The 22,730-nt window shown below is 63.5% G+C and carries 21 protein-coding genes; 4 read left to right on the plus strand and 17 right to left on the minus strand.

What is annotated here, in order from left to right:
* Positions 1 to 70: 70 nt before the first annotated feature.
* The 16 genes from ACFSOZ_RS34185 to ACFSOZ_RS34260 all read right to left on the minus strand — a co-directional run bounded on the left by ACFSOZ_RS34185 (position 71) and on the right by ACFSOZ_RS34260 (position 17,766).
* Positions 71 to 1,780, minus strand: coding sequence for an APC family permease (locus tag ACFSOZ_RS34185; RefSeq protein WP_379105514.1), 1,710 nt, complete (start codon positions 1,778 to 1,780; stop codon positions 71 to 73).
* 401 nt (positions 1,781 to 2,181) lie between these two features.
* Positions 2,182 to 4,551, minus strand: a complete 2,370-nt coding sequence (locus ACFSOZ_RS34190) for a DUF1989 domain-containing protein (protein ID WP_379105516.1) — start codon at positions 4,549 to 4,551, stop codon at positions 2,182 to 2,184.
* Positions 4,552 to 4,833: 282 nt separating this feature from the next.
* Positions 4,834 to 5,463, minus strand: coding sequence for a sarcosine oxidase subunit gamma (locus ACFSOZ_RS34195; RefSeq protein WP_379105518.1), 630 nt, complete (start codon positions 5,461 to 5,463; stop codon positions 4,834 to 4,836).
* The gene (locus tag ACFSOZ_RS34200) at positions 5,456 to 8,437 is read right to left on the minus strand and encodes a sarcosine oxidase subunit alpha (protein ID WP_379105520.1); all 2,982 of its coding nucleotides are present in this window, start codon (positions 8,435 to 8,437) and stop codon (positions 5,456 to 5,458) included. Before ACFSOZ_RS34200 ends, ACFSOZ_RS34195 begins: the two co-directional genes overlap by 8 nt.
* Positions 8,437 to 8,712 carry a sarcosine oxidase subunit delta gene (locus tag ACFSOZ_RS34205; RefSeq protein WP_379105522.1) on the minus strand — a complete coding sequence of 92 codons (276 nt, stop codon included), beginning with the start codon at positions 8,710 to 8,712 and terminating at the stop codon, positions 8,437 to 8,439. Before ACFSOZ_RS34205 ends, ACFSOZ_RS34200 begins: the two co-directional genes overlap by 1 nt.
* 16 nt (positions 8,713 to 8,728) lie before the next feature.
* Positions 8,729 to 9,982: a sarcosine oxidase subunit beta family protein gene (locus ACFSOZ_RS34210; RefSeq protein WP_379105523.1), complete on the minus strand. Its 1,254-nt coding sequence runs from the start codon at positions 9,980 to 9,982 to the stop codon at positions 8,729 to 8,731.
* Positions 9,983 to 10,028: 46 nt separating this feature from the next.
* Positions 10,029 to 11,336, minus strand: a complete 1,308-nt coding sequence (gene glnT, locus ACFSOZ_RS34215) for a type III glutamate--ammonia ligase (protein WP_379105525.1) — start codon at positions 11,334 to 11,336, stop codon at positions 10,029 to 10,031.
* A gap of 49 nt (positions 11,337 to 11,385) precedes the next feature.
* Entirely contained in the window at positions 11,386 to 12,714 is a 1,329-nt protein-coding gene (locus ACFSOZ_RS34220) for an FMN-binding glutamate synthase family protein (protein ID WP_111546931.1), read from the minus strand.
* Between the two features lie 6 nt (positions 12,715 to 12,720).
* The gene (locus ACFSOZ_RS34225; RefSeq protein WP_379105527.1) at positions 12,721 to 13,452 is read right to left on the minus strand and encodes a GltB/FmdC/FwdC-like GXGXG domain-containing protein; all 732 of its coding nucleotides are present in this window, start codon (positions 13,450 to 13,452) and stop codon (positions 12,721 to 12,723) included.
* A gap of 4 nt (positions 13,453 to 13,456) precedes the next feature.
* Positions 13,457 to 14,353: a class II glutamine amidotransferase gene (locus tag ACFSOZ_RS34230; protein ID WP_379105529.1), complete on the minus strand. Its 897-nt coding sequence runs from the start codon at positions 14,351 to 14,353 to the stop codon at positions 13,457 to 13,459.
* Positions 14,354 to 14,438: 85 nt separating this feature from the next.
* The gene (locus ACFSOZ_RS34235) at positions 14,439 to 14,768 is read right to left on the minus strand and encodes a hypothetical protein (protein ID WP_379105531.1); all 330 of its coding nucleotides are present in this window, start codon (positions 14,766 to 14,768) and stop codon (positions 14,439 to 14,441) included.
* Positions 14,765 to 15,454, minus strand: coding sequence for a hypothetical protein (locus tag ACFSOZ_RS34240; protein WP_379105533.1), 690 nt, complete (start codon positions 15,452 to 15,454; stop codon positions 14,765 to 14,767). The genes ACFSOZ_RS34235 and ACFSOZ_RS34240 overlap by 4 nt, the downstream gene beginning before the upstream one ends.
* Before the next feature lie 45 nt (positions 15,455 to 15,499).
* On the minus strand, positions 15,500 to 16,894 hold the full coding sequence (locus tag ACFSOZ_RS34245) for an APC family permease (protein WP_379105534.1): 1,395 nt from the start codon (positions 16,892 to 16,894) through the stop codon (positions 15,500 to 15,502).
* Positions 16,895 to 16,908: 14 nt separating this feature from the next.
* Positions 16,909 to 17,070, minus strand: a complete 162-nt coding sequence (locus tag ACFSOZ_RS34250; protein ID WP_379105536.1) for a hypothetical protein — start codon at positions 17,068 to 17,070, stop codon at positions 16,909 to 16,911.
* 18 nt (positions 17,071 to 17,088) lie between these two features.
* A complete protein-coding gene (locus tag ACFSOZ_RS34255) occupies positions 17,089 to 17,466 on the minus strand; it encodes a hypothetical protein (protein ID WP_111546925.1) in 378 nt (125 codons plus the stop codon).
* A gap of 12 nt (positions 17,467 to 17,478) precedes the next feature.
* Positions 17,479 to 17,766: a hypothetical protein gene (locus ACFSOZ_RS34260; protein WP_379105538.1), complete on the minus strand. Its 288-nt coding sequence runs from the start codon at positions 17,764 to 17,766 to the stop codon at positions 17,479 to 17,481.
* A gap of 287 nt (positions 17,767 to 18,053) precedes the next feature.
* Between ACFSOZ_RS34260 and ACFSOZ_RS34265 the strand changes: the two genes are divergently transcribed.
* The 4 genes from ACFSOZ_RS34265 to ACFSOZ_RS34280 are packed head-to-tail and all read left to right on the plus strand — an operon-like array spanning position 18,054 to position 21,837.
* Positions 18,054 to 19,187 carry an aminomethyl transferase family protein gene (locus tag ACFSOZ_RS34265; protein ID WP_379105539.1) on the plus strand — a complete coding sequence of 378 codons (1,134 nt, stop codon included), beginning with the start codon at positions 18,054 to 18,056 and terminating at the stop codon, positions 19,185 to 19,187.
* A gap of 41 nt (positions 19,188 to 19,228) precedes the next feature.
* The gene (locus ACFSOZ_RS34270; protein ID WP_379105540.1) at positions 19,229 to 19,825 is read left to right on the plus strand and encodes a dimethylamine monooxygenase subunit DmmA family protein; all 597 of its coding nucleotides are present in this window, start codon (positions 19,229 to 19,231) and stop codon (positions 19,823 to 19,825) included.
* Complete coding sequence (locus ACFSOZ_RS34275) at positions 19,822 to 20,787, plus strand: PDR/VanB family oxidoreductase (RefSeq protein ID WP_379105542.1); 966 nt, start codon at positions 19,822 to 19,824, stop codon at positions 20,785 to 20,787. The genes ACFSOZ_RS34270 and ACFSOZ_RS34275 overlap by 4 nt, the downstream gene beginning before the upstream one ends.
* Before the next feature lie 9 nt (positions 20,788 to 20,796).
* Positions 20,797 to 21,837 carry a heme-dependent oxidative N-demethylase family protein gene (locus ACFSOZ_RS34280; protein ID WP_379105544.1) on the plus strand — a complete coding sequence of 347 codons (1,041 nt, stop codon included), beginning with the start codon at positions 20,797 to 20,799 and terminating at the stop codon, positions 21,835 to 21,837.
* On the opposite strand, the gene ACFSOZ_RS34285 is transcribed toward ACFSOZ_RS34280, so the two are convergent.
* Positions 21,834 to 22,559 (minus strand): helix-turn-helix domain-containing protein, encoded by a 726-nt coding sequence (locus ACFSOZ_RS34285; RefSeq protein ID WP_379105546.1) that lies wholly within the window; start codon positions 22,557 to 22,559, stop codon positions 21,834 to 21,836. The two genes, ACFSOZ_RS34280 and ACFSOZ_RS34285, sit on opposite strands and share 4 nt — an antisense overlap.
* Positions 22,560 to 22,730 lie beyond the last annotated feature (171 nt).

Consider the following 22,730-nt stretch of genomic DNA (forward strand, 5'->3'; position numbering starts at 1 on the left):
CGCGGGGATGGATCTGAGATCGATGGGAGGATGTGGACCGGGCATCCTTGGACGCCCGGTCCAGCCGAGGTCAGATAACGAAGAACCAGTTGGCGAGCAGCATCACCACCACGCCGGCGACCAGCGTCAGGTAGGGCAGCATTCCCGCCTTCTTGACCGCCAGATCGGACGAACTCATGCCGAGGTCGGCCAGCATGTGGTCGGGGAACTTGCCGCCGTCCTGGATGTAGTGGCGATAGCAGAACACCGGGATGATCAGAGCGGCGGTGATCAGTCCGGCCCACAGTGCCATCGGGTTCCACACCTTGGCGCCGGCGCCCATGAAGATCGCGTTGACATAGGCGAAGATGGCGCCGACGCCGAGCAGCCAGCTCGGCGCCTTCCACGGCCGCGCGATGTGGCCGTTGTCGATGCGGTGGATCCAGCCGGCGTTGAGGTTGAGGAAGTTGAAGATGATGTAGCCGCAGTTCGACACGGCGAGGATGAAGAAGAAGCTCGTCGCGTCGGCCGATGCGATGGCCAGAACGATCAGGTTGAAGACGAGGTCGGTCCACATGGCGCGGGTCGGCGCGCCATGCTCGTTGACATGGCTGAGATAGCGCGGCAACCAGCCGTCGACGGAACCCTGGTAAAGCGTGCGCGAAGAGCCTGCCATCGCGGTCATGATGCACAGCACCAGTGCCAGGATCATCAGCATCACCAGCAGGCTGTGGATCAGCGCTCCGCCGCCGACCATGCCGGCCAGCGCGTCGGCAACGCCGGAGCCGTCGACGATCGGCGTTGCCAGCATGCCGTTCAGGCCGAGCACGCCCTGGAAGGTGAATGGCACCAGGATGAACAGCAGCATGCACAGCAAGCCGGAGTAGAAGATGGCCTTGAACGTGTCGGTGCCGGGGTTCTTGAACTCCGAGGTGTAGCAAACGGCGGTCTCGAAGCCGTAGGTCGACCAGGCGGCGATGAACATGCCACCGAGCACGAGCGTCCAGCCGGCGATGTTCCAGGCGCCGGGCTCGGGCGCATAGGCGGCGGCCAGCGGCACCAGCGGCGAAAAATTCGCCCAGTTGATCTGGCCGGTGATGATTGGCACCACGCCGACGATCAGCATCGGGATGATGACCAGAAGGCCGATATATTTCTGCACATTGGCGGTGCCCAGAATGCCGCGATGCTGGATCGAGAAGATGATCAGCATCAGCACCGCGCCGATGAAGAAGGTCGCGTTGAGCGTGAAGGAAACCGGACCCAGCGTGTGGCTGAACAGCGTCCAGTTGCGGATCGCCGGCGTGGCGGCCGCGGTCACTGCCGTGATCGCATCGGCGGCGCTCGTTCCTGCATGCGCCGCGATATAGGCGACGACATCGGGCGACGCGTCGGTGAACAGCGGCACCGGCGCCAGCGCGTTGAGGATATAGGCGGCGGCGATCGAGCAGCCGAGCGACAGCACCGGCGACCAGGCGAACCAGTTGCACCACACCGAGAGCGGGGCAATGAACTTGGAGTAGCGCAGCCAGGCAGTGGCGCCATAGATCGAGGCGCCGCCCGACTTGTTCGGGAACAGGCCGGCGATCTCGGCATAGGTGAAGGATTGCAGGAAGCCCATGATCATGGAGAAAATCCAGATCGCGAAGGCCAGCGTTCCGGTTGTGCCGGCAATGCCGCCGATCGAAAACAGGACGAGGGCGGGCACGCCGCTCGCCACCCAGAAGGCGCCGCGCCAGTCGATATTCCGGTGCAGCTTGCCCTCCGCAGGCTGCTCCAAGACAGTCGTTATCGTGGTCATGTGTTTGGCTTCCCCATTTTGATGTTCCCCGTTCGTGACGGCCGCGACTGCGCGAGGCTTCATCATCGACGCATGCGTTGAGCAACTGCCGGTGTTTCCACTCAGTCGCATTTTTTTCTTAACAGTGAAGATTGATCCGGCGCGCTTTCACGTCAAGCGTTTTGTCGCGCCGTGCACATCACGCTTGCGAAACATGTCAGCTTCGCACTGTTCGGGGCGGGATTGTTCGAAAGAAGGACCAGGGGCCTGAAACGAAAAACCCGCCTGAGGCGGGTCGCGGCGCAAATCAGCACCATGCCTGAATCAATAGCATAACTGCCGGCACTTGTCGATCGAAATGCCTGGCCACGGCGATCGTTCAGACTGCCGGCACGGCTCTCACTGTCTTGTGAGAAGCGCGGTCAGGAGCGCGGTCTGGTCTTCTGCGGATCGTAGTGGGCAAAGGCGACGACCCGCGCCGGCAGCCGCTTGGCATGGCCGTCGAGCTTGCCGATCTCGACCTCGGTGCCGATGGCGGCATGGGTGACGTCAAGCCTGGCCAGCGCGATGGTCTTGCCGAGCCCCGGCGAGCGGATGCCTGAGGTCACCACGCCGATCTGGGCGCGGCCGACATGCACGCAATCGCCATGGCCGACATCAACATTGGCATCGATATCGAGGCCGACCAATTTTGTCTGCGGGTTTTCCTTGCGCCGGATCAGCGCCTCTCGGCCGATGAAGTCGTCGGTCTTGCTCTTCAACGGCACGGTAAAGCCGATGCCGGCCTCGAACGGGTCGGTCTGGTCGGAGAATTCATAGCCGGCGAAGATCAGCCCGGCCTCGATGCGCACCATGTCGAGCGCCTGCAGCCCCATCGGCTTCAGACCTTGCGGCTGGCCAGCTTCCCAGATGGCGTCGAAGACTTTCTCGGCGTCGCGCGGATGGCACCAGATCTCGTAGCCGAGCTCGCCGGTATAGCCGGTGCGCGAGACGACGACCGGGTTGCCGTTGCCGCCGCCGATGCGGGCGACGGCGAATCGGAACCATTCCAGCTCCTCGATCGACGGCTGCAATGGCGAGGTCCAGATGACCTCCTTCAGGATGTCACGGCTCTTCGGGCCCTGCACGGCGACATTGTGCATCTGGTCGGTGGAAGAGCGCACCAGCACGTTGAGGCCAAGCTTCTTGGCGGTCTCGCGCAGCCATTCGCCGGACAGATCGTCCCCGCCGACCCAGCGGAAATTATCCTTGCCGAGCCGCAGCAGCGTGCCGTCGTCGATCATGCCGCCATGCTCGTAGCACATGGCGGAATAGACGACTTGGCCGACGCCGAGCTTCTTGACGTCACGGGTCAGCGTGTATTGCAGCAGCGCTTCCGAATCCGGGCCGGTGACCTCGAACTTGCGCAGCGGCGACAGGTCCATGATCACGGCGTCCTGCCGGCAGGCCCAGTATTCGGCAATGGGACCTTCCTTGGCGAAGGAATTGGCCAGCCAATAGCCCCGGTACTCGACGAAGTTGCGGGTGTGCTTGGCAAAGCTCGAATGAAAGGCTGTCTCGCGGGTCATTTTCGGTTCCGAATCAGGCGTCATGCGTCTGGCGATCGCTCGCGAGAATTTGTGCTGGCCGGAATAGGTCCGCACATGGATGTCGGTTAGGTTCCAGCCATTGGCCGGCGTGGTGTCGTCGGGGCAAGCGGAGGACACGCCGACGATATCGGTCAGCGCCCGCAGCAGCACATAGTCGCCCGGCCGCGACCATGGCTCGTCGGACACCATGACGCCATGCGCGTCGATCGCGGTGTTGAAGAAGAAGTTGATCGCCATCCAGCCGGCGCGTGGCGTGACGCCCTTATCCGATAGCGCGCGGTTGAAATTCTCCGAGCAGTTGGTGTGGCCGGGATAGCCGATATCGTCGTAATATTTGGCGGCGCAGGCGAGCGCGAAGGCGTCGTGCCGGCCACAGGTGTCCTGCACCACCTCGACCAGCGGCACCATGTCCTGGTCGTAATATTTCGAGTGCAGGCCGGGCATCGGATAGCTCGCACCCATCAGCGTACGGGTCGTCGTCACGTCGAGCGGATGGTCGCGGCCCTTGTCCAGCTTGCGTGCCGAAAAGCACTGGAAGTCGGTGCATTGGCGGCCGTCGACATCGATGATCTGCAGATAGTCGCCGGCCTTGACGAAGTAGGATTCGGCCGTCGCCGAATGGACACGCAGGTCGAGCACCGGATCGGCGAGCGGATCGGCCAATTGCGATTTCGCCGCCGCGCGGATGGTGGCGCGCCGAACGATGACGCTGAGCGGCGTCGCCGTGTCGTGGCTATCGACCAGCATCGGCCCGCCGGGCGCGGCGATGACCATCGCGCCGTCGCGGATGACGGTGAAACCCTGCTCAGTGCCGGCCGGCGTGGTGCCGCCGAACACGCGCAGCGCCTTCGCCTGATCAAGCTGCACCTGCCGGCGCGCAAGCCCGCGCCGCAGGGACGCGAGACTGTCATCGCCCTCGGCCAGCAATGCCTTGATGCCGGCGGCATTGCTGTTTGATGTTTCACCGAAAATGCCGGGATCGGTCGCGCCGGTCTTGTCCCACGCCAGCAGCTCGCAGGCCTGGCCGCCCTCGACATTGCGCACGGTCAGGGTATCGCCAGCCTCGATTTCGATGAGGACGGCGCCATTGCCCTGGATGGTATAACGCTCCATGCCGGGCGGCAGCGCGATCTGCCCGGGCCTCAGGATGAGGCTCGGCCGGGGCGGTCCGGCGGCGACGGCAGGGTAGGGCGACTGGCTCATCTCAGCCTTGCGTTTCGAGACATTGGTTCGAGAAACAAGTTTGCCTGTACGTGAAATTATTTTAGCAGCAAGAATAGGCAGCAAGGCCGGATTTGGCAAGGCGAAGGTGGCCCTTCTTCCTTCTCCCCCTGTGGGAGAAGTTGGATTGGCGCGTAGCGCCAAGACGGTTGAGGGGTGTTGGACGGAGTGCCGTCGCTGCCAAGCTGGAGCACCCCTCATCCGACCTTGCTTCGCAAGGCCACCTTCTCCCACAGGGGGAGAAGGGAAGGGCGCGTGCAAGCGCTACGCCAACTCCTCCGAATGCGCGATCGTCACGCCGTACTCAGCTGCCGCATCAAGCATCGTGTGCCACAGGCTTTCGGCGAAGGTCGCAAACACCAGCAGGTTGAACACCGCTTGCCCATCCGGCCGATCACCGCCGCGCCAGAGCGTGACGCTGGTATGATCCATAGAGGTCGCGGCAGCCGCGCCGACCGGGAATGCCTCTGGGTGCAGATCGATCGACGACAGCTTGGCCAGCATGGTGCGGGCCTTGGCGCCGGAGATGCCGATCAGAGCGCGTGCGTGCGATTGGTCCGACAGCGAGGCGGCGTCGGACAATGCCGGCGCCAGCGTGTCCATCGAGTGCGTGCCGCCCATCGACAGGACGAAGAACTGATCCGGCCCGGACCAGATGAGCGTGGCGTCCTGGCTCTGCACCGCCTTCGGCGCATCCGGGGCAGGAACGCCGAAACGGGCCTTGGCGGCGTTGGTCAGTTCGGCCGCTTTGCCGCGCCGCGCCATCACCTGAATGAGGTCAAAATTGCGGACCTCGGTCAGCGAGACGCCGGCCTCGACGCCGCGTGCGCCATGCGCGCCGGTGACAAGCGCATGCTCGAGCGGACTGCGGGGAGACCAGGAAAACTCAGCCACGCTGGCGCCCTCCATCTGGATCGTAGAAGACGGGATTGCAGAGCTCGACGTCATAGTCCTCGCCGCGCAGCGGGTCATGCGCATGAACGATCTCGCCGATGCGGTCGCGGCCGCGTTCGACCAGGCCGAGCCCGATCCATTGATCGAGCGTTGGCGAGAAGCAGACCGAGGTGACATAGCCCTGGTCATTGCCCGGGCCAGGCGTCTGGCCCTTCGGGATGATGTGCGCACCGGAGCGCAGGCGGCGTGCCTTGTCAGTCGGCTTGATGCCGACCACGACCTGGCGGTCCGGAGCAACCAGCGCCTCGCGTCCGGCCATGACGCGGCCGATGAAATCCTTCTTGGTCGACATCATCTTGCCGAGGCCAAGATCGGCGGCCGTCGTCGTCCCGCTCAGTTCCGGCCCGGCGACATGGCCCTTTTCGACGCGCATGACACCGAGCGCCTCGGTGCCGTAAGGCGTGACGCCGAATGGCGCACCGGCCAGCATCAGATTGCGCGCCATGGCATCGCCAAAGCGCGTCGGCACCGAAATCTCGAATGCCATTTCGCCGGAGAAGGAGATGCGGAACAGCCGCGCCTTGATGCCGCCTCGCAGCCCCACTTCGCGTGCGCCCATGAACGGGAAACCTTCATTGGAAAGGTCCTCGGCCGGATCGACGATCTCCTTGAGCAGGTCGCGTGTCTTCGGTCCGGCGATCGAGAACTGTGCCCACTGGTCGGAGACCGAGGTCAGCTGCACGTCGAGTTCGGGAAACAGCACCTGCCGGCAGAATTCGAGATGCTGCATCACCAAGCCGGCCTTGGCGGTGGTGGTGGTCAGGAAATAATGGTCTTCGGCCACCCGTGACGTGGTGCCGTCGTCATAGACGATGCCGTCCTCGCGCAGCATCAGCCCGTAGCGGGCCTTGCCGACGGCGAGATTGGAGAAGGTGTTGATGTAGACGCGGTCGAGGAAGGCGCCGGCATCCGGGCCATGCACATCGATCTTGCCGAGCGTCGAGACATCGCAGAAGCCGACGCCGCCGCGCACCGCCTTGACCTCGCGGGTCACCGATTCCAGCCAGTCCTTCTCGCCGGCGCGCGGATACCATTGCGCCCGCTTCCACAGGCCAGTGTCGACGAAGATCGCGCCCTGTTCGGCCGCCCAGTGGTGCGAGGGCGTCAGCCGCGTCGCGTGGAATGTCTCGTCGCGGTGATGGCCGGCGAAGGCGCCGATGGCGACCGGCACATAGGGCGGCCGGTAGATCGTCGTGCCGGTCTCTGGAATGGAGCGGCCGCTGACCGCAGCCATGATGGCGAGACCGGCGACATTGGAGGTCTTGCCCTGGTCGGTGGCCATGCCGAGCGTCGTGTAGCGCTTCAGATGCTCGACCGATTCAAAGCCTTCGCGCTGCGCCAGTTCGATGTCGGAGGCAGTGACATCGTGCTGGTAGTCGACAAACGCCTTGCCCTTGCCGGCGACATGCCAGAGCGGTGTGAGCGAGAAGGCTTCGCTATCGGCGACAGGCGCCGTGCCGGCCTTGCCGCTGCGCCCTGCGTCGTGCGCCGCTGCGCTACCGGCGGCAAAGCCTTCAGCCAGGCAGGCACCGAGCCCGAAGGCACCGTTGGCGGCGCCGGCGGCCACCATGCCCGGAGGCGCGCCATCTGGCACGAAGGCGGCGATGTTATCTAGCCATTTCGGCCGGCCGCGGTGGTAGGAGGTCAGCCCGACGGCCGGGTTCCAGCCGCCGGAAACGGCAAGCCCGTCGGCCTCGACTTCGGCGCGCGCGCCACCGGTGAGTGAGACCGCGATTTTCCTGACGCCATCCTTGCCGCCATCGACGCCGCTGACGGAGCCGTGCAGCACCGGGAAGCCACCCTTGGAGGCGAGCGAGCGATGGGCAGGCGATACATCCGGCCGCGCATCGATGACCGCTGCTATCTGCAATCCGGCACCGAGTGCGGTCTCGACCGTGCGCCAGCCATCCTCATTGTTGGTGAACAGCGCCATGCGTTTCGCCGGTGTCGCCGCATAGCGCGCGACATAGGTGCGCATCGCCGACGCCATCATCACACCGGGCGTGTCGTTGCCGGCAAAGACGATCGGCCGTTCGATGGCGCCGGCGGCGACCACGCAGCGCCTGGCCACGATCCGCCACAGCCGCTGGCGCACCTGGTGCTCCGGCGGCGAGGGCAGATGGTCGTTGACCCGCTCGATCGCGCCGTAGGTGCCGCCGTCATAGACGCCGAACAGCGTCGTGCGGGTCATGATGCGGACGTCGGGCATTGCCTCGAGTTCGGCCAGCGTCCGCGAAAGCCATTCCGCTGCCGGCACGCCGTCGATCGTGCCGCTGTCAGACAGCAAGCGGCCGCCCAGCGAAAAATCCTCCTCGCACAGGATGACACGGGCCCCCGAGCGTCCGGCAGCCAATGCCGCGGCCAGTCCGGCTGGGCCGGAGCCGGCGATCAGCACGTCGCAATGCGCCCACGCCTTGTCGTAGTGGTCGGGATCGGCAATGCCTGCCGCGCGGCCAAGGCCGGCGGCGCGGCGGATCGCCGGTTCGTAGATCGCTTCCCAGAACTTGGCCGGCCACATGAAGGTCTTGTAGTAGAAACCGGCGACGAAGATCGGCGCGAACAGCTGGTTCACCGACATCACATCGTGGCGCAGCGACGGCCAGCGGTTCTGGCTGGCAGCCTCGAGCCCCTCATAGAGTTCGGCCGTCGTCGCCTTGGTGTTCGGCTCGCGCCTTGGGCCGGTGCGCAATTCAACCAGCGCGTTGGGTTCTTCCGAACCGGCGGTGAGAATGCCGCGCGGGCGATGATACTTGAACGAGCGGCCAACCAGCTTGACGCCATTGGCGATCAGCGCGGAGGCCAGCGTGTCGCCCTGGAAGCCGGAGAAAGTCTTGCCGTCGAAGCGGAAGTTGAGAGACGCGGAGCGGTCGATGAGGCCGCCTGTATCCAGCCGGTTTGTCTGCACGCCGGCCATCACGCGCCAACCTTCGCGGCACCGGCGCCAGCCGCCGGCTGAACCGACGAAATCTCGTGCGTCAGCGTGTTGCGGCCAATCTTCAGCCAGGCCCGGCAGCCGCCGCCATGATACCAATGTTCGCTGGTCTCGCCGGCGACATTGTCGCGCAGATAGACATAGTCGAAGACGTCGTCCGCCGAAGCGCGGGCCACGGGCCGCACCGGCTTGGCATCGCCCAGATAGGCGAATTCGCCGAGTTCGCGTTCGCCGCAGAAGGGACAGACAATGCGCATGGTTTCCTGACCGTCCTTAGTGAAGGTTCGGTTGGGCGCCCTGGCCCTTTTCGTCGATCATCGCACCGCGCCGGAAGCGGTCGAGGCGGAACCGTGCGGCTTCTTCATGTGGCGTGTCGCGGGCCAGCAGATGGGCAAAGACAAAGCCCGATGCCGGCGTCGCCTTGAAGCCGCCATAACACCAGCCGGCGTTGAGGTAGAGCCCGTCGACCGGCGTCTTGTCGATGATCGGCGAGCCGTCCATCGACATGTCCATGATGCCGCCCCACTGGCGCAACAGGCGCACGCGGCCGATCATCGGCATCAGCGCCATGCCGCCCTCGCAGACATCCTCCATCACAGGCATGTTGCCGCGCTGGGCGTAGGAATTGTAGCCGTCGATGTCGCCGCCGAAGACCAGCCCGCCCTTGTCCGACTGGCTGACGTAGAAATGGCCGGCGCCGAAGGTCATGACACCGGGGATCAGCGGCTTGATCGCCTCGGAGACGAAGGCCTGCAGCACATGGCTCTCGATCGGCAGGCGCAGGCCGGCCATCGCCGCGACGCGCGAGGAGCTGCCAGCGACCGCCATGCCGACCTTGCCGGCGCCGATCTTGCCGCGCGAGGTCTCGACCCCGGTCACCTTGCCGTTGGCGTCGCGGGTGAAACCGGTGACCTCGCAGTTCTGAATGATGTCGACGCCGAGCGCGGTTGCCGCATGGGCGTAGCCCCAGACCACGGCATCGTGGCGCGCCGTGCCGCCACGCCGCTGCAGCAGTCCGCCTTGCACGGGAAAGCGCGCATTGTCGAAGTTTAGGAACGGTATCATCTTCTTGACCGCGGCGAGGTCGAGCAGTTCGGCATCGATGCCGTTGATGCGCATGGTGTTGCCGCGCCGCGCATAGGCGTCGCGCTGTGCGTCGGAGTGGTAGAGGTTGATGACGCCGCGCTGGCTGACCATCGTGTTGTAGTTGAGGTCCTGCTCCATCCGCTCCCACAGCTTCATCGACAATTCGTAGAAGCCGGTGTTGCCGGGCAGGCCGTAATTGGAGCGGATGATGGTGGTGTTGCGGCCGGCATTGCCGGAGCCGATCCAGCCTTTTTCGAGCACGGCGACATTCTTGATGCCGTACTCGCTGGCGAGGAACCAGGCGGTGGCCAGGCCATGGCCGCCACCGCCGATGATCACCACGTCATAGCGGTCCTTCGGCGTGGCATCGCGCCAGGTGCGCTGCCAGTTCTTGTGGCCGGAAAGGGCGGCGCGGGCGAGCGAGAAGATCGAGTATTTCATCAGTTCATTCCGAGGTCGCTCGCACCACGCAGGCTGCTGGATATCCCTAGATGTCCAGCGTGTGGTCGCGCTCCCATTGCGTGAAGTGCGAAGCATAGGAATTCCATTCCTGGTGCTTCAGCTTTAGGTAGGCCGACGAGAATTCCTCACCCAGCGCCGCCTTCAGCGATTTGTCCTTGTCGAACTCGCGCAAGGCGTCGAGCAGGTTGAGCGGCAGCTTCGGCGCGCCCTTCACCGTGTGGCCGTGCTGGTACATGTCGATGTCGTAGCGCTTGCCGGGATCGGCCTTCGAACGAATGCCGTCGAGGCCGGCGGCGATGATGACCGCCTGCAGGAGGTAAGGGTTGGCCGCGCCGTCGGGCAGCCGCAGTTCGAAGCGGCCGGGCCCGGGCACGCGCACCATGTGGGTGCGGTTGTTGCCGGTCCAGGTCACCGTGTTCGGCGCCCAGGTGGCTCCCGAGATGGTGCGCGGCGCGTTGATGCGCTTGTAGGAATTGACCGTCGGGTTGGTGATCGCCGCCAGTGCCGAGGCATGTTTCATGATGCCGCCAAGGAAATTCTTGCCCTTGGCCGACAGGCCGAGCTCCATCGAATTGTCGGCGAAGACATTGGTCTTGCCGGCCTTGTCCCACACCGAGATATGGGCATGGCAGCCATTGCCGGTCAGGCCCTGGAAGGGTTTGGGCATGAAGGTCGCGCGCAGACCATGCTTTTCCGCGATCGACTTGACCATGAACTTGAAGAAGGAGTGCTTGTCGGCGGTCGCCAGCGCATCGTCGAAGGCCCAGTTCATCTCGAACTGGCCGTTGGCATCCTCGTGGTCGTTCTGGTAGGCGCCCCAGCCGAGCGCCAGCATATGGTCGCAGATCTCGGCGATGACATCATAGCGGCGCATCACCGCTTGCTGGTCGTAGCAGGGCTTCGACGCCGTGTCGTATTCGTCGGAGATCGTCTTGCCGTCCGGCGAGATCAGGAAGAACTCGGCCTCGACGCCGGTCTTGACGTGCATGCCGTCGCTGGCGGCTTCGGCGATCAGCCGCTTCAGCGTGTTGCGCGGCGCCTGGTCGACCTCCTTGTCGTCCATGATGCAGTTGGCGGCGACCCAGGCGACTTCCGGCCTCCATGGCAGCTGGATCACCGAATCCGGATCCGGCACCGCCAGCATGTCGGGATGTGCCGGCGTCAGATCGAGCCAGGTGGCGAACCCGGCAAAGCCGGCGCCGTCCTTCTGCATGTCGGCGATCGCCTGCGCCGGCACCAGCTTGGCACGCTGGCCACCGAACAGGTCGGTGTAGGAAATCATGAAATATTTGACGTTTTTCGCCCTTGCGAATTCTGCAAGATCAGCTGTCACGGAAGTTCCCCATTTTTTTCGATTGTTGGTGGGCTTCGGCCCTTCTTGATTAGAAGCCGTTCTTCCCCGGTATCCAGTTGGTGCCGGCCAGCGGCACGCCGGCCATGGCGGCTGCCTCGATCGTCAGCGCGACGAGGTCCTCGGGTTCGAGATTGTGCAGGCTGTTCTTGCCGCACGCGCGGGCGATGGTCTGAGCTTCCAGTGTCATCACCTTCAAATAGTTCGCCAGCCGGCGTCCGGCGGCGACCGGGTCGACGCGCTTCATCAGTTCCGGGTCCTGCGTGGTGATGCCGGCCGGGTCGCGGCCCTCGTGCCAGTCGTCATAGGCGCCGGCGGTGGTGCCGAGCTCGTTATATTCCGCCTCCCATCGCGGATCATTGTCGCCGAGCGCGACAAGCGCAGCCGTGCCGATCGAGACCGCATCGACGCCGAGCGCCAGCGCCTTGGCGACGTCGGCGCCGTTGCGGATGCCGCCGGAGACGATCAGCTGCACCTTGCGGTGCATGCCGAGATCCTGCAGCGCCTGCACCGCCGGCCTGATGCAGGCGAGCGTCGGCTGGCCGACATTTTCGATGAACACTTCCTGCGTGGCGGCGGTACCGCCCTGCATGCCGTCGACAACGACGACATCGGCGCCGGCCTTCACGGCGAGGGCCGTGTCATAGTAGGGCCGGGCGCCGCCGACCTTGACGTAGATCGGCTTCTCCCAGTCGGTGATTTCGCGCAGTTCGAGGATCTTGATCTCGAGATCGTCGGGCCCGGTCCAGTCGGGATGGCGCGAGGCCGAGCGCTGGTCGATGCCTTTCGGCAGCGTGCGCATCTCGGCGACGCGGTCGGAAATCTTCTGGCCAAGCAGCATGCCGCCGCCGCCGGGCTTGGCGCCCTGGCCGACGACGACCTCGATCGCATCGGCGCGGCGCAGGTCGCGCAGGTTCATGCCGTAGCGCGAAGGCAGGTATTGATAGACCAGCGTCTTCGAATGGCCACGCTCTTCCTCGGTCATGCCGCCATCGCCCGTGGTGGTCGAGGTGCCCGACAGCGTGGCTCCGCGCCCGAGTGCTTCCTTGGCCGGGCCGGACAGCGAGCCGAAGCTCATGCCTGCGATGGTGATCGGGATCTTCAGCTCGATCGGCTTCTTGGCATGGCGCGAACCCAGCACGACGCTGGTGTCGCAGCGCTCACGATAGCCTTCGAGAGGATAGCGCGAGATCGAGGCGCCGAGGAACAGCAGGTCATCGAAATGCGGCAGCTTGCGTTTGGCGCCGGCGCCACGGATGTCGTAGATGCCGGTCGCCGCGGCACGGCGGATTTCAGAAAGCGTGTAGTCGTCGAAGGTCGCGGATTTGCGCGGCGTCGTCGGCGGGTTCCTGTAGGTCATGCTGCCTCAATACGCGTCGGCGTTGTCGATATTGAAATTGTAGAGCGTGCGCGCCGAGCCGTAGCGCTTGAACTCTGCCGCCTTGACGCCGGTGACGCCGGCGCGGTCGAGCAGGCCCTGCAGCAACTCCAGATGTTCGGTCCGCATCTCCTTGGCGATGCAGTCGGCACCTAAGCTGTCGACCTTGCCGCGCACGAACAGCCGCGCTTCGTAGATGGAATCGCCCAGCGCATCGCCGGCATCGCCCAGCACCACCAGATTGCCGGACTGCGCCATGAAGGCCGACATGTGGCCGATATTGCCGTGCACGACGATGTCGATGCCCTTCATCGAAATGCCGCAACGCGACGAGGCATTACCCTCGATGACCAGCAGTCCGCCCTTGCCGGTGGCGCCGGCATACTGGCTGGCATCGCCTTTGACCGTGATCGAACCCGACATCATGTTTTCGCCTACGCCGGGGCCGGCCGAGCCATGCACAGTGATGGCGCTGCCGGAATTCATGCCGCCGCAGTAATAGCCGACGCTGCCACGCACATCGATGGTAACAGGCTGGTCGACGCCGACGGCGACCGAATGGTTGCCTTTCGGGTTCAGCACTTCCCATGCCGTTTCATTCGAGCCGGGCGCCAGATTGTGCAGCGCCTGGTTGAGTTCGCGCAGCGACATCTGGTCGAGGTCGAAGACCCGAGAGGCGTGGTCGTGCGCCACCGTCTTTGAAAGCTTGGTTGCCGGCATGAACTCAATGCTCCCAGAAATAGACGGTTGCGGGCTCGGGTTCCCAGACCCTCGCATTGTCTATGCCGGGCAGTTTGGTCAGCGCTCGGTACTCCGAGCCGAAGGCGACGTACTGATCGGTCTCGGCCATCACGGCCGGCTTGCAGGCGATCGGGTCGCGCACGACGCCAAAACCGTTCTTGGTGCCGACGACGAAGGTGAAGAAGCCGTCGAGGTCGGAGAGCGTGCCTTCCAGCGCTTCGCCCAGATTCTTGCCATGCGCCATCTGCGACGAGAGATAGGCGGCCGCCACTTCGGTGTCGTTTTCGGTCTCGAAGGTCATGCCCTCGCGGATCAGTTCGCGCCGGACATTGTTGTGGTTGGACAGCGAACCATTGTGCACCAGGCACTGGTCGGCGCCGGTCGAGAACGGATGCGCGCCCATCGTCGTCACCGCCGATTCCGTCGCCATGCGGGTATGGCCGATGCCATGCGTGCCGGTCATGCTGCGGACATCGAAGCGGTCGACGACCGCCTCAGGGAGGCCGACTTCCTTGTAGATTTCGACCACGTCGCCGGCACCCATGATGCGGATGTCGGGGCGCAGCGCCTGGATGGCTTCGCGCGCCTCGTCGATCTTGGCGGGCGTGGTCCTGACCACCGCATGGGTGGATTTCACGGCAATCGTCACTGGCGTGGCGATGGCCTTGGCGAGTTCTGCCTCGAGGCCGCGGAAATCGCGTTCCGGCTTGGCCGACTGGATGGTGATCTTGGCCTCATTCCTGGATGGCGCGCCATAGATGGCGATGCCGGCGCTGTCCGGACCACGATCGCTGAGCGAGATCAGCATCTGCGACAGCATCGAGCCCAGCTGGGGTTCGAGCGCCTTGTCCTTCAAAAACAGTCCGACAATTCCACACATGTCAGCCTCCCGGTGTTTGCAGCTCTGAGATGATGTATCGAATGAGTCCCTCGAATTCAATCACATGAAAAAAATTTTCCTCTAGTTACGTATGCGGCTCAATGCCGCTCTGTTCACTATCGTTGCCTCGCCCGGCATTGTGAACCCATTTGGCGGTGCGGATGCGGGCGATCTTGTAGGCGTCGAGGATCGACAGCGCGTAGATCAGGAAGCCGCCGGCATGACGTCCGACGAAGCTGGCGTCCGCTGGTGCGATCTTGGCGGTGACCCATGCCAGGATCACCATGAAGAAAAGAAACTGCAGGCCGCGCACCGGCACGCCGAGCATGACGTGTCCGCTTGCCGGCAGCACGATTGCCGCGACGAGAACCAGATACGGGCTGGGAGGGGTGGGGGCGGTGGCGGAATTGGTCATGCGGCTTGCCGTTCGCTTTCGTTGATGGCGTCGCGCAGCGCCGACATGGACACCAGCACTCTCTCGATCAGCGTTGGATCGAGTGTCGCATCGCCAAATTCGGCTTGCCGGAAGACGCCGTAGCGCGCCCGCTCGGCCTCGGCCAGCAGCCAGACGATGCGTACCCCCTTGGGCGTGATCAGCAGTTCCTTGGCGCGCCCTTCGGAGAAGATCTCGATATGCCTGGCGATGATACCTTGAGGAAAATGCGCGCCCCTGCGGTCGGTGCGCAGCGCTGCCTCGGCTGGAAATCCCGGAGCCTTCGGCAACGTATGGTCGAGATGATCGAAATTGGAGAAGGTCGTCGGCGAGCCCGGCCGCATCATCATGTCGAAGGTGCCGGGCACCGACACGGGCTCGGTGATCGAGATGCTCAGCCAGCGTGCCGGGAGTTTTCTCGTCGCCAGCGTATCGACGATGGTGCGCAGCTGGACGCGCCGGCCGTTCCAGGACCCTTCCCAGGTGATGACACCGGCGGTACCGTCCGAAACATCAGCTGCGTCGGCAATGACGGTACAAATGCTGGCATGGTCGATGGCGAGCGCCACTGACGCCCTGTTGCGGCTGGCGCGCGCCAGCCAGGCAAGATGAAGGACGAGGGCCAGGACAATTGCCCCGGCAAGCAGTGCTGACGTCACCTCGGACATTTTGTCATGCCAGGCCCGTCCGGGATTCGGACGGGCCTACTCCCATCAATAGCCCTGCGGCTTCGGCCACGGCATGGTGAACTGATCGCCGCGCCGCACGAATTTGTAGCGGTAGAAATGGAACCATAGCGAGATCAGGAAATAGAAGGCGACCATGGCGATCAGCTGCGAGCCGAAGCCGAGGAAGATGGCGAAGAAGGTCACCACGCACAGGCAGAACAGCACGATGGCCGGCAGCGGATGGAACGGATGCGTGTAGCCGCGGCGGATCGAGCCGAGCGGCCATTTCTTCCTGAACATGACGATGTTGATGCTCATGAACGTGTATTGCAGCACGCCCGACAGGATCGAGAAGGTGATCGCCTGGTTGAGGTCGGCGATGAAGGCGAAGGCCAGCGCGATCGGCAACAGGAACAGGATCGACCGATAGGGCGTGCGATATTTCGGATGCACGGCCGAGAACCAGGTCGGCAGATAGCGGTCGCGGCCGAGCGAGAACCAGGCACGCGCCGCGTCGTTGATGCAACCATTTGCGGAGGCCAGTGCGGCAAGCAGCGTCGCGATGAACAGCAGGTTCTCGAGCAGCGGGCTGCCGGTCAGCTTGCCCGCATCCCAAAGTGGATACGGGGTGATGCCAAGATACTCCCAGGGCATCAGCGAGGCGCAGACATACCAGGTCATGGCGGCAGCGATCAAAAGCGTGATCATGCCGGCCATCGTGCCGTAAGGCAGCGAGCGCGCAGGCGAACGCACTTCCTCGGCGGCCTGCGTGGTGCCCTCGATGCCGAGATAATACCAGATGCCGAACTGGAAGGCGGCGATGACGCCGATCCAGCCGTAGGGCAGGGCGTTGGCGGGCGTGACCAGTTCATTGAGCTTCAGCACGGCTCCTTGCGTCCACGGGCTGACCGAAAAGAACAGGATGACGATCGAGATGTAGGCGATTGCGGTGATGACGAAGTTGACATTGAGCGTCATCAGCACGCCGCGATAGTTCAGCCATGCCAGCACCACGATGGTGGCGGCGATGAAGGAGTTGTAGCTCATCCCTTCGATGCCGGCCTTGGCGACGATTGTTTGGCCGAGCAGGATCGCGTCGGACACTTCGAGCATCGTATAGGCAAACACCAGGAACAGTGCGACGTTGAAGGCCATCAGCGGCCCGACAATGTGCTTTGCCTGCGCGTACTGGCCGCCGGCGGCGGCGACGGTGGATGTCACCTCGGAATCGATCATCGCGACGGAGGTGTAGAGCAGGCCGACGACCCAGCAGACCACCAGTGCGGCGAGTGCGCCGCCCTTGTCGGCTGAGAAGTTCCAGCCGGTAAACTCGCCGACAAGCACGATGCCGACACCGAGCGCCCAGACATGGGCCGGGCCAAGCACGCGGAGCAGGGAAACCCTGTCCCCGTGGACTGCCGGTTCAAGCGTGACCGTCATTGTTCAATCCCCACTCAGATCCGGTGTTTTTCGGAAACGGCTTCAAGCTCGCCTTCGCGCGACGAGGTCAGCACCTCTTCGGAGAAGGTCGTGTCGACCTTGAACCAGTCGTAGAGCATCCACAGGGCGAGCACGATCGAGATGCCCCACGACGCATAAGAGAGTGCGATCCACATGAAGGTGAGTCCTCGGGTTTACTTGTCGTCGAACTTTTCGTTGATGACGTCGCGATATTCGCGGTCGGAGGCGCGGAACAGGAAGACGAAATAACCGATCAGCACCGCGGCCATGATGATCAGCGTCGGCCAGTCGATGACATAGTGGAAGCGGTTCTGGATGATGTCGTGCGCGGTCTCGGGCGTGTAGCCGAGCTTTTCCCAGATCGAGGCCATGGTCGGGTTTTGTCCGAGCGCTTCCCATGTCTTGGCGTCGAGCGCGTCGATGGATTTCGCAGCACCGGCGAGGCCCATCTTGAGCGGCAGCCACAGCGCCACGAAAATGGCGACCACGACGACGACGATATCGAAAATCTGCCCGGCCTTGCTTTGTTCCGGCGGCGTGTAGCGCGACATCTCTTCTACCCCTCAGGATTTGCGGTTGCGGAACGCGTCGGCGTTCTTGATGTCGAGCCCGTAGATGAAGTCCTTGTCTTCCTTGTAGTGATTGACCATCGCCAGGATCGCCGCGGTGTTGAAGATCAGCACGGCGGCGGCCGCGGCGGCGACGACCACCTTGATCCCCATGTTCGGGATGTACGGCCACGTCATGATGAGGACGAAGAGGATCGTCGCCCACAGGCAGACGATCAGAAGCGCGGATCCGCGCAAGTCGGAACGGTACAGCGCTTCGATGCGCTGTTGCATGTCTGACATCGGCTTTCCCCTTTTCCGACGCCCGGTTCCGAATCCACCGTGCGCCGCTCTCTTTCAAGAGAGTGAAATTTTTTTCATAAATTCCGTCTGAATTCCGCAATTGTCAAGCCGATTTTACGTTGGGTTAACCGTTTGCTTGACGCAACGGATTTTGCCTCACAATGAAATTAATTGCTTATGGGTATTGCGGCGCTCGAATGTTTGCGGTCAATATTCGGCCAAAGCTCCCGCCGCTGCGCAGGGGGCAGGCAACAGCAAAAAGATTTTTCGAAACGGAGGACGAGCGGATGACGGCATCCTGGAGATTTTCGACCCTGGCGGATCGCCATCGCGCGCTTGGTTCGAAGCTCGAAGACTGGAGCGGCATGGGAACCGCCTGGACCTACGACAAGGATGCCGACGAAGAGTACATCGCCATCCGCACCAAGGCCGGGCTGATGGATGTTTCCGGCCTCAAGAAGGTCCATATCACCGGGCCGCACGCCTCGCATCTGATCGATCTGGCGACGACGCGCGACGTCGAGAAGATCTATCCCGGCAAGTCGGCCTATGCCTGCATGCTGAACGAGGCCGGAAAATTCACCGACGACTGCATCCTCTACCGCACCGGGCCGAACGCCTGGATGGTCGTGCATGGCTCGGGCACCGGCCATGAGGAGTTGCAGCGCGCGTCCGTCGGGCGCGATGTCTCATTGCGCTTCGACGACAATCTGCACGACCTGTCGCTGCAGGGCCCGACATCAGTCGACTATCTGGCCAAGCATGTGCCTGGCATCCGCGATCTCAACTATTTTCACCATATGCAGACGCAGCTGTTCGGCTTACCCGTCATGATTTCGCGCACTGGCTACACCGGCGAGCGCGGCTACGAGATCTTCTGCCGTGGCCAGGATGCCGGCACGATCTGGGATAGGATCCTAGACGAGGGCAAGAGCGCCGGCATCATTCCGTGCCGCTTCACCACGCTCGACATGCTGCGCGTCGAAAGCTACCTGCTGTTCTACCCCTACGACAATTCGCAGAAATACCCGTTCGACAATGAAGGCCCCGGCGACACGTTGTGGGAGCTTGGCCTCGACTTCACGGTCAGTCCCGGCAAGACCGGCTTTCGCGGCGCCGAGGAGCACTACCGCCTCAAGGGCAAGGAGCGCTTCAAGATCTTTGGCGTGCTGCTCGACGGCAAGGAGCCGGCCGACGAGGGCGCGCCGGTCTATCGTGACGGCAAGAAGGTCGGCGTGGTGACCTGCGCCATGTATTCGCCGCTGGTCAAGAAATCGATGGGCATCGCCCGGCTCGACGTCGACTGCGCGGTCAAGGACACCAAGCTCGAAATCCGCAACAAGAGCGGTGCCATCAAGGCGACGGCGCAGCCGCTTCCGTTCGACGATCCCAAGAAGACCAAGCGCACGGCGAAAGGTTGAGGCATAATCAACAGCGAGGGGTTCGAGGCACGAAGACTTAAATGGCAGCCAAAAGCATCATCAGCCGGCCCGTCTACGGAACCCTGTCTCCACAGCCCGGCAAGCACCATCTTTTCGTGGCGGATGCGGAGGGCGCGCTGGCGATAACGGAGATGGCCGAGAGAGTTCCGGCCGGGTTTTTCGACGGGGCCGAAATCGTCTTCATTCCCGGCCGTGACGGCAGGCATATCGCCGCGCTCGAAGCGCTGAAGCCGGCAACGGTTCATGAAGCGCCATCCTTTGCCAGCCTGCTGCCGCGGCTCAGGCAGACGCTGGCCAATGCGCATATGGGCCTGCGCCTCTATCTCTCCGGCACCGAAGGCCTGATCGGCCAGGCCATGCAGGCGGCACTTGAAGCCGGCATCGACCACACCTCGATCCAGACCGAGCATCGCGGCTCGCTGGCGCGGCGCATGCAGTGCGTCCACTGCAAGGGCATCACCGAGAACGTGACGACGCAGCCGGCGACATGCGCGCATTGCGGCCTGCTGCTTCTGGTGCGCGATCACTATTCCAGGCGCATCGCGGCATTCCAGGGCGTCTGCATCAACGCCGAGGATCGCACGGAGATTCCTCCGATGGAGGAGATATTCCGATGAGCACCGGAACAACAAAACTCGATGTCGTGGTCAGCGATGTCGTCCCGGTCAACGATCTGGTCACCCGCTTTCATTTCCGCCGGCGCGACGGGCAGCTGTTGCCGACCTTTTCCGGCGGCGCCCATGTCGTGGTCGAGATGCGCGACGGCGAGCGCACTAGGCTCAATCCCTATTCGCTGATGGGCTCGCCGCTCGACACACGCGAATACACGATCAGCGTGCGCCGCGACGATGTCGGCCGTGGTGGCTCGCTGTTCATGCACAGGAATGTCAGGCCTGGCCATGAGATGGTGGTCAGCTACCCCGTCAATTTGTTCTCGCTCGATCTGCGCGCCAGAAAGCACCTGATGCTGGCGGGCGGCATCGGCATCACGCCGTTCATGGCGCAGACCGCTCAGCTGGCGGCCGAAGGCGGCAATTTCGAACTGCACTACACCTGCCGCACCGCCTCGCTCGGCACCTATGCCGATGTGCTGCGCGAGCGCTACGACCGCCGCGTCAGGCTCTATCACGACGACCTTGACGAGCGCATCGAGCTCGACCGGCTGTTGTCCTCACAGCCGCTCGGCACACATCTCTATGTCTGCGGTCCGGCCGGCATGATCAACTGGGTGCGTGACCGCGCCGCCACTCTGGGCTGGCCGTCCGAGACCGTGCATTTCGAGCATTTCGCGGCACCCCAGCCCGGGCTGCCGTTCGACGTGACGCTTGCCGTCAGCGGCAAGGCGATCAGGGTCGATGAACAGCAAAGCCTGCTCGAGGCGATCGAGGCGGCCGGCGTCGATCCGCCCTATCTCTGCCGTGGCGGCGTCTGCGGCCAGTGCGAAACCAATGTCATCTCGTATGACGGCAAGTTCATCCACAACGACCACTGGCTGAGCGAGGAAGACCACCGCTCGGGCTGCAAGATCATGCCGTGCGTGTCGCGCTTCGAGGGCCGGTCGCTGGTGCTGGAAAGATAGGAGGCGAGGATGGGCATTACCTTTCGCAAGGAAACGTTCCGCGACGACTTCACCTTCAAGAACAGCCCGGAGCACATCCGGCGGTTCCCGTTTCCGTTCCACGAAGACGCCTATATGTATGCGGTCAACATCGAGCCGCATGTCGTCGGGCCGAAGGGCAGCGTGCTGGAAAACCTGATCGACGTCGACGAGCACTATCTCGCCGAGATGCAGGACCGCGCGCTGGTGCTGGCCGAGGATCCGCTGCGCTGCCAGTCGCTGCCGCACATGACATTGGCCGGCTGGGACCTGCTGGAACTCCTGATGGAACAGCAGGCGCTGGGTTATCCCGAGCATTTCACGCTGACCCGCGACGGCGATCGCTGGCGCTGGATCAACCGGCCGCTCGGCATCGACGACACTTTTACTTTCGGCGACACCTCGACGCTGCCTTACGGGCCGATGGAATACATCACGCGGCAGAGCCAGGGCGATTTCTGCATCCTCGACCAGCGCGACGGCAATCTGTGGATGGATGCCGGCATGGTCACCACTCAGGCCGACTGGTCGCTCGATTTCGACATCGGCATGAACTTCTTCGAGTGGCATGCGCCGGTGCCGCTGGCGCATGAAAAAGGGATTTTCATCCGTGCGCTGAAATTCCTCACCAACATCCAGCAAGGCAAGCCGGCACGGCGCCTGAACTGGACGATGACCATCAATCCGCGGCTCGATACGAGCCCGGAGAATTATCACAAATGGGGCCCGGACCGCACCACGGTGACGCCGGAGAATGTCGGCGACAAGGTGCATCTGCGTGTCGAGTTGCAGAGCTTCTGGCGGTTGCCGCGCTCGAACGGCATCGTCTTTCCGATCCGCTGCTACCTGATCAAGATGGACGAGTTGGTGACGCAGCCGAAATGGGCACGGCGCCTGCACCGCGTCATCCGCGACCTTCCGGACGAACTCGCGAATTACAAAGGCTTGACGCGCTACCGCCCGACATTGGTCGAATGGCTGTCGAAGCTCGACGATGGCAGCCCGACTTCACCGGGCTTTGGGCCGGATTAACCCGCGCTGTTCTGCGGATAGCAGATGATCGAGAGGTAGCGCATCGGCAGCCGTGTCAGCTGTTCGGGACCGTGCGGCGCATCGGCATCGAAGAACAGGCTGTCGCCGGGCTTCATCGGATAGAGGTTGCTGCCGTGCCGGTAAACGACCTCGCCTTCGAGCATGTAGAGGAACTCCATGCCTTCATGCTGGAAGGTCGGAAACACGTCGGAATCCTCGGTCAACGTGATCAGGTAGGGCTCGACGACGACGCCGCTGGTGTTGGAGCCGATATGGCCGAGCAGATTGTACTGGTGGCCGGCGCGCGTGCCGCGACGCTCGACATCCAGCCCTTCGCCCGCCTTGACGAAGACGGCGCTGCGTTCCTCCTCGAAGCGGCGGAAGAAGGCGGTGACTGGAACGCCCAGCGCCCGCGACAGCGCCTGCAAGGTGGTCAGCGACGGCGAGGTGATGCCGTTCTCGATCTTCGACAGCATGCCCAGCGAAATGTCGGTGGCGACCGCCAGATCGGCGACGGTGATGCCGAGCTTCTTGCGGAACGCCCGCACCTCGCGGCCGATCGCGACCTCCAGCACTTTTTCCCTTGTGTCGCGAATGGCATGCGGGTTCTGCGTCAGCGGCGCCCGGATGGTTTTCCCGTCCGACGAAACCTTGGGCAGCGGCTTGGCTTTTGCACCGGCAGGGCCGGTACCAGGCTTGGGATCGGAACTCTTTTTCGCCATGTCGCCCCCCGACTCTGCGGATTTATTTCACTCTAGGTGAACATGTCAGGTGCCGATACATGAGCGCAACCGCGACGGCAAGTCGCCTGAAGGCGCATGGCCATGATCCGGCGTTTGGCCGTGTCCGTTTTTTGCAGGAAATCCACCTTGGCGAAACGCTGTTTCGGCACG

Origin of the sequence: Mesorhizobium newzealandense (assembly GCF_042682145.1) — a bacterium.
GTDB classification, from domain to species: domain Bacteria; phylum Pseudomonadota; class Alphaproteobacteria; order Rhizobiales; family Rhizobiaceae; genus Mesorhizobium; species Mesorhizobium newzealandense.

Excerpts from the sequence above, each read along its gene's own strand:
- ACFSOZ_RS34185 (WP_379105514.1), bottom strand. The coding sequence starts at position 1,780 with ATGACCACGATAACGACTGTCTTGGAGCAGCCTGCGGAGGGCAAGCTG.
- ACFSOZ_RS34190 (WP_379105516.1), bottom strand. The coding sequence starts at position 4,551 with ATGAGCCAGTCGCCCTACCCTGCCGTCGCCGCCGGACCGCCCCGGCCG.
- ACFSOZ_RS34200 (WP_379105520.1), bottom strand. The coding sequence starts at position 8,437 with ATGGCCGGCGTGCAGACAAACCGGCTGGATACAGGCGGCCTCATCGAC.
- ACFSOZ_RS34205 (WP_379105522.1), bottom strand. The coding sequence starts at position 8,712 with ATGCGCATTGTCTGTCCCTTCTGCGGCGAACGCGAACTCGGCGAATTC.
- ACFSOZ_RS34210 (WP_379105523.1), bottom strand. The coding sequence starts at position 9,982 with ATGAAATACTCGATCTTCTCGCTCGCCCGCGCCGCCCTTTCCGGCCAC.
- ACFSOZ_RS34220 (WP_111546931.1), bottom strand. The coding sequence starts at position 12,714 with ATGACCTACAGGAACCCGCCGACGACGCCGCGCAAATCCGCGACCTTC.
- ACFSOZ_RS34225 (WP_379105527.1), bottom strand. The coding sequence starts at position 13,452 with ATGCCGGCAACCAAGCTTTCAAAGACGGTGGCGCACGACCACGCCTCT.
- ACFSOZ_RS34230 (WP_379105529.1), bottom strand. The coding sequence starts at position 14,353 with ATGTGTGGAATTGTCGGACTGTTTTTGAAGGACAAGGCGCTCGAACCC.
- ACFSOZ_RS34235 (WP_379105531.1), bottom strand. The coding sequence starts at position 14,768 with ATGACCAATTCCGCCACCGCCCCCACCCCTCCCAGCCCGTATCTGGTT.
- ACFSOZ_RS34240 (WP_379105533.1), bottom strand. The coding sequence starts at position 15,454 with ATGTCCGAGGTGACGTCAGCACTGCTTGCCGGGGCAATTGTCCTGGCC.
- ACFSOZ_RS34245 (WP_379105534.1), bottom strand. The coding sequence starts at position 16,894 with ATGACGGTCACGCTTGAACCGGCAGTCCACGGGGACAGGGTTTCCCTG.
- ACFSOZ_RS34250 (WP_379105536.1), bottom strand. The coding sequence starts at position 17,070 with ATGTGGATCGCACTCTCTTATGCGTCGTGGGGCATCTCGATCGTGCTC.
- ACFSOZ_RS34255 (WP_111546925.1), bottom strand. The coding sequence starts at position 17,466 with ATGTCGCGCTACACGCCGCCGGAACAAAGCAAGGCCGGGCAGATTTTC.
- ACFSOZ_RS34260 (WP_379105538.1), bottom strand. The coding sequence starts at position 17,766 with ATGTCAGACATGCAACAGCGCATCGAAGCGCTGTACCGTTCCGACTTG.
- ACFSOZ_RS34265 (WP_379105539.1), top strand. The coding sequence starts at position 18,054 with ATGACGGCATCCTGGAGATTTTCGACCCTGGCGGATCGCCATCGCGCG.
- ACFSOZ_RS34270 (WP_379105540.1), top strand. The coding sequence starts at position 19,229 with ATGGCAGCCAAAAGCATCATCAGCCGGCCCGTCTACGGAACCCTGTCT.
- ACFSOZ_RS34275 (WP_379105542.1), top strand. The coding sequence starts at position 19,822 with ATGAGCACCGGAACAACAAAACTCGATGTCGTGGTCAGCGATGTCGTC.
- ACFSOZ_RS34280 (WP_379105544.1), top strand. The coding sequence starts at position 20,797 with ATGGGCATTACCTTTCGCAAGGAAACGTTCCGCGACGACTTCACCTTC.
- ACFSOZ_RS34285 (WP_379105546.1), bottom strand. The coding sequence starts at position 22,559 with ATGGCGAAAAAGAGTTCCGATCCCAAGCCTGGTACCGGCCCTGCCGGT.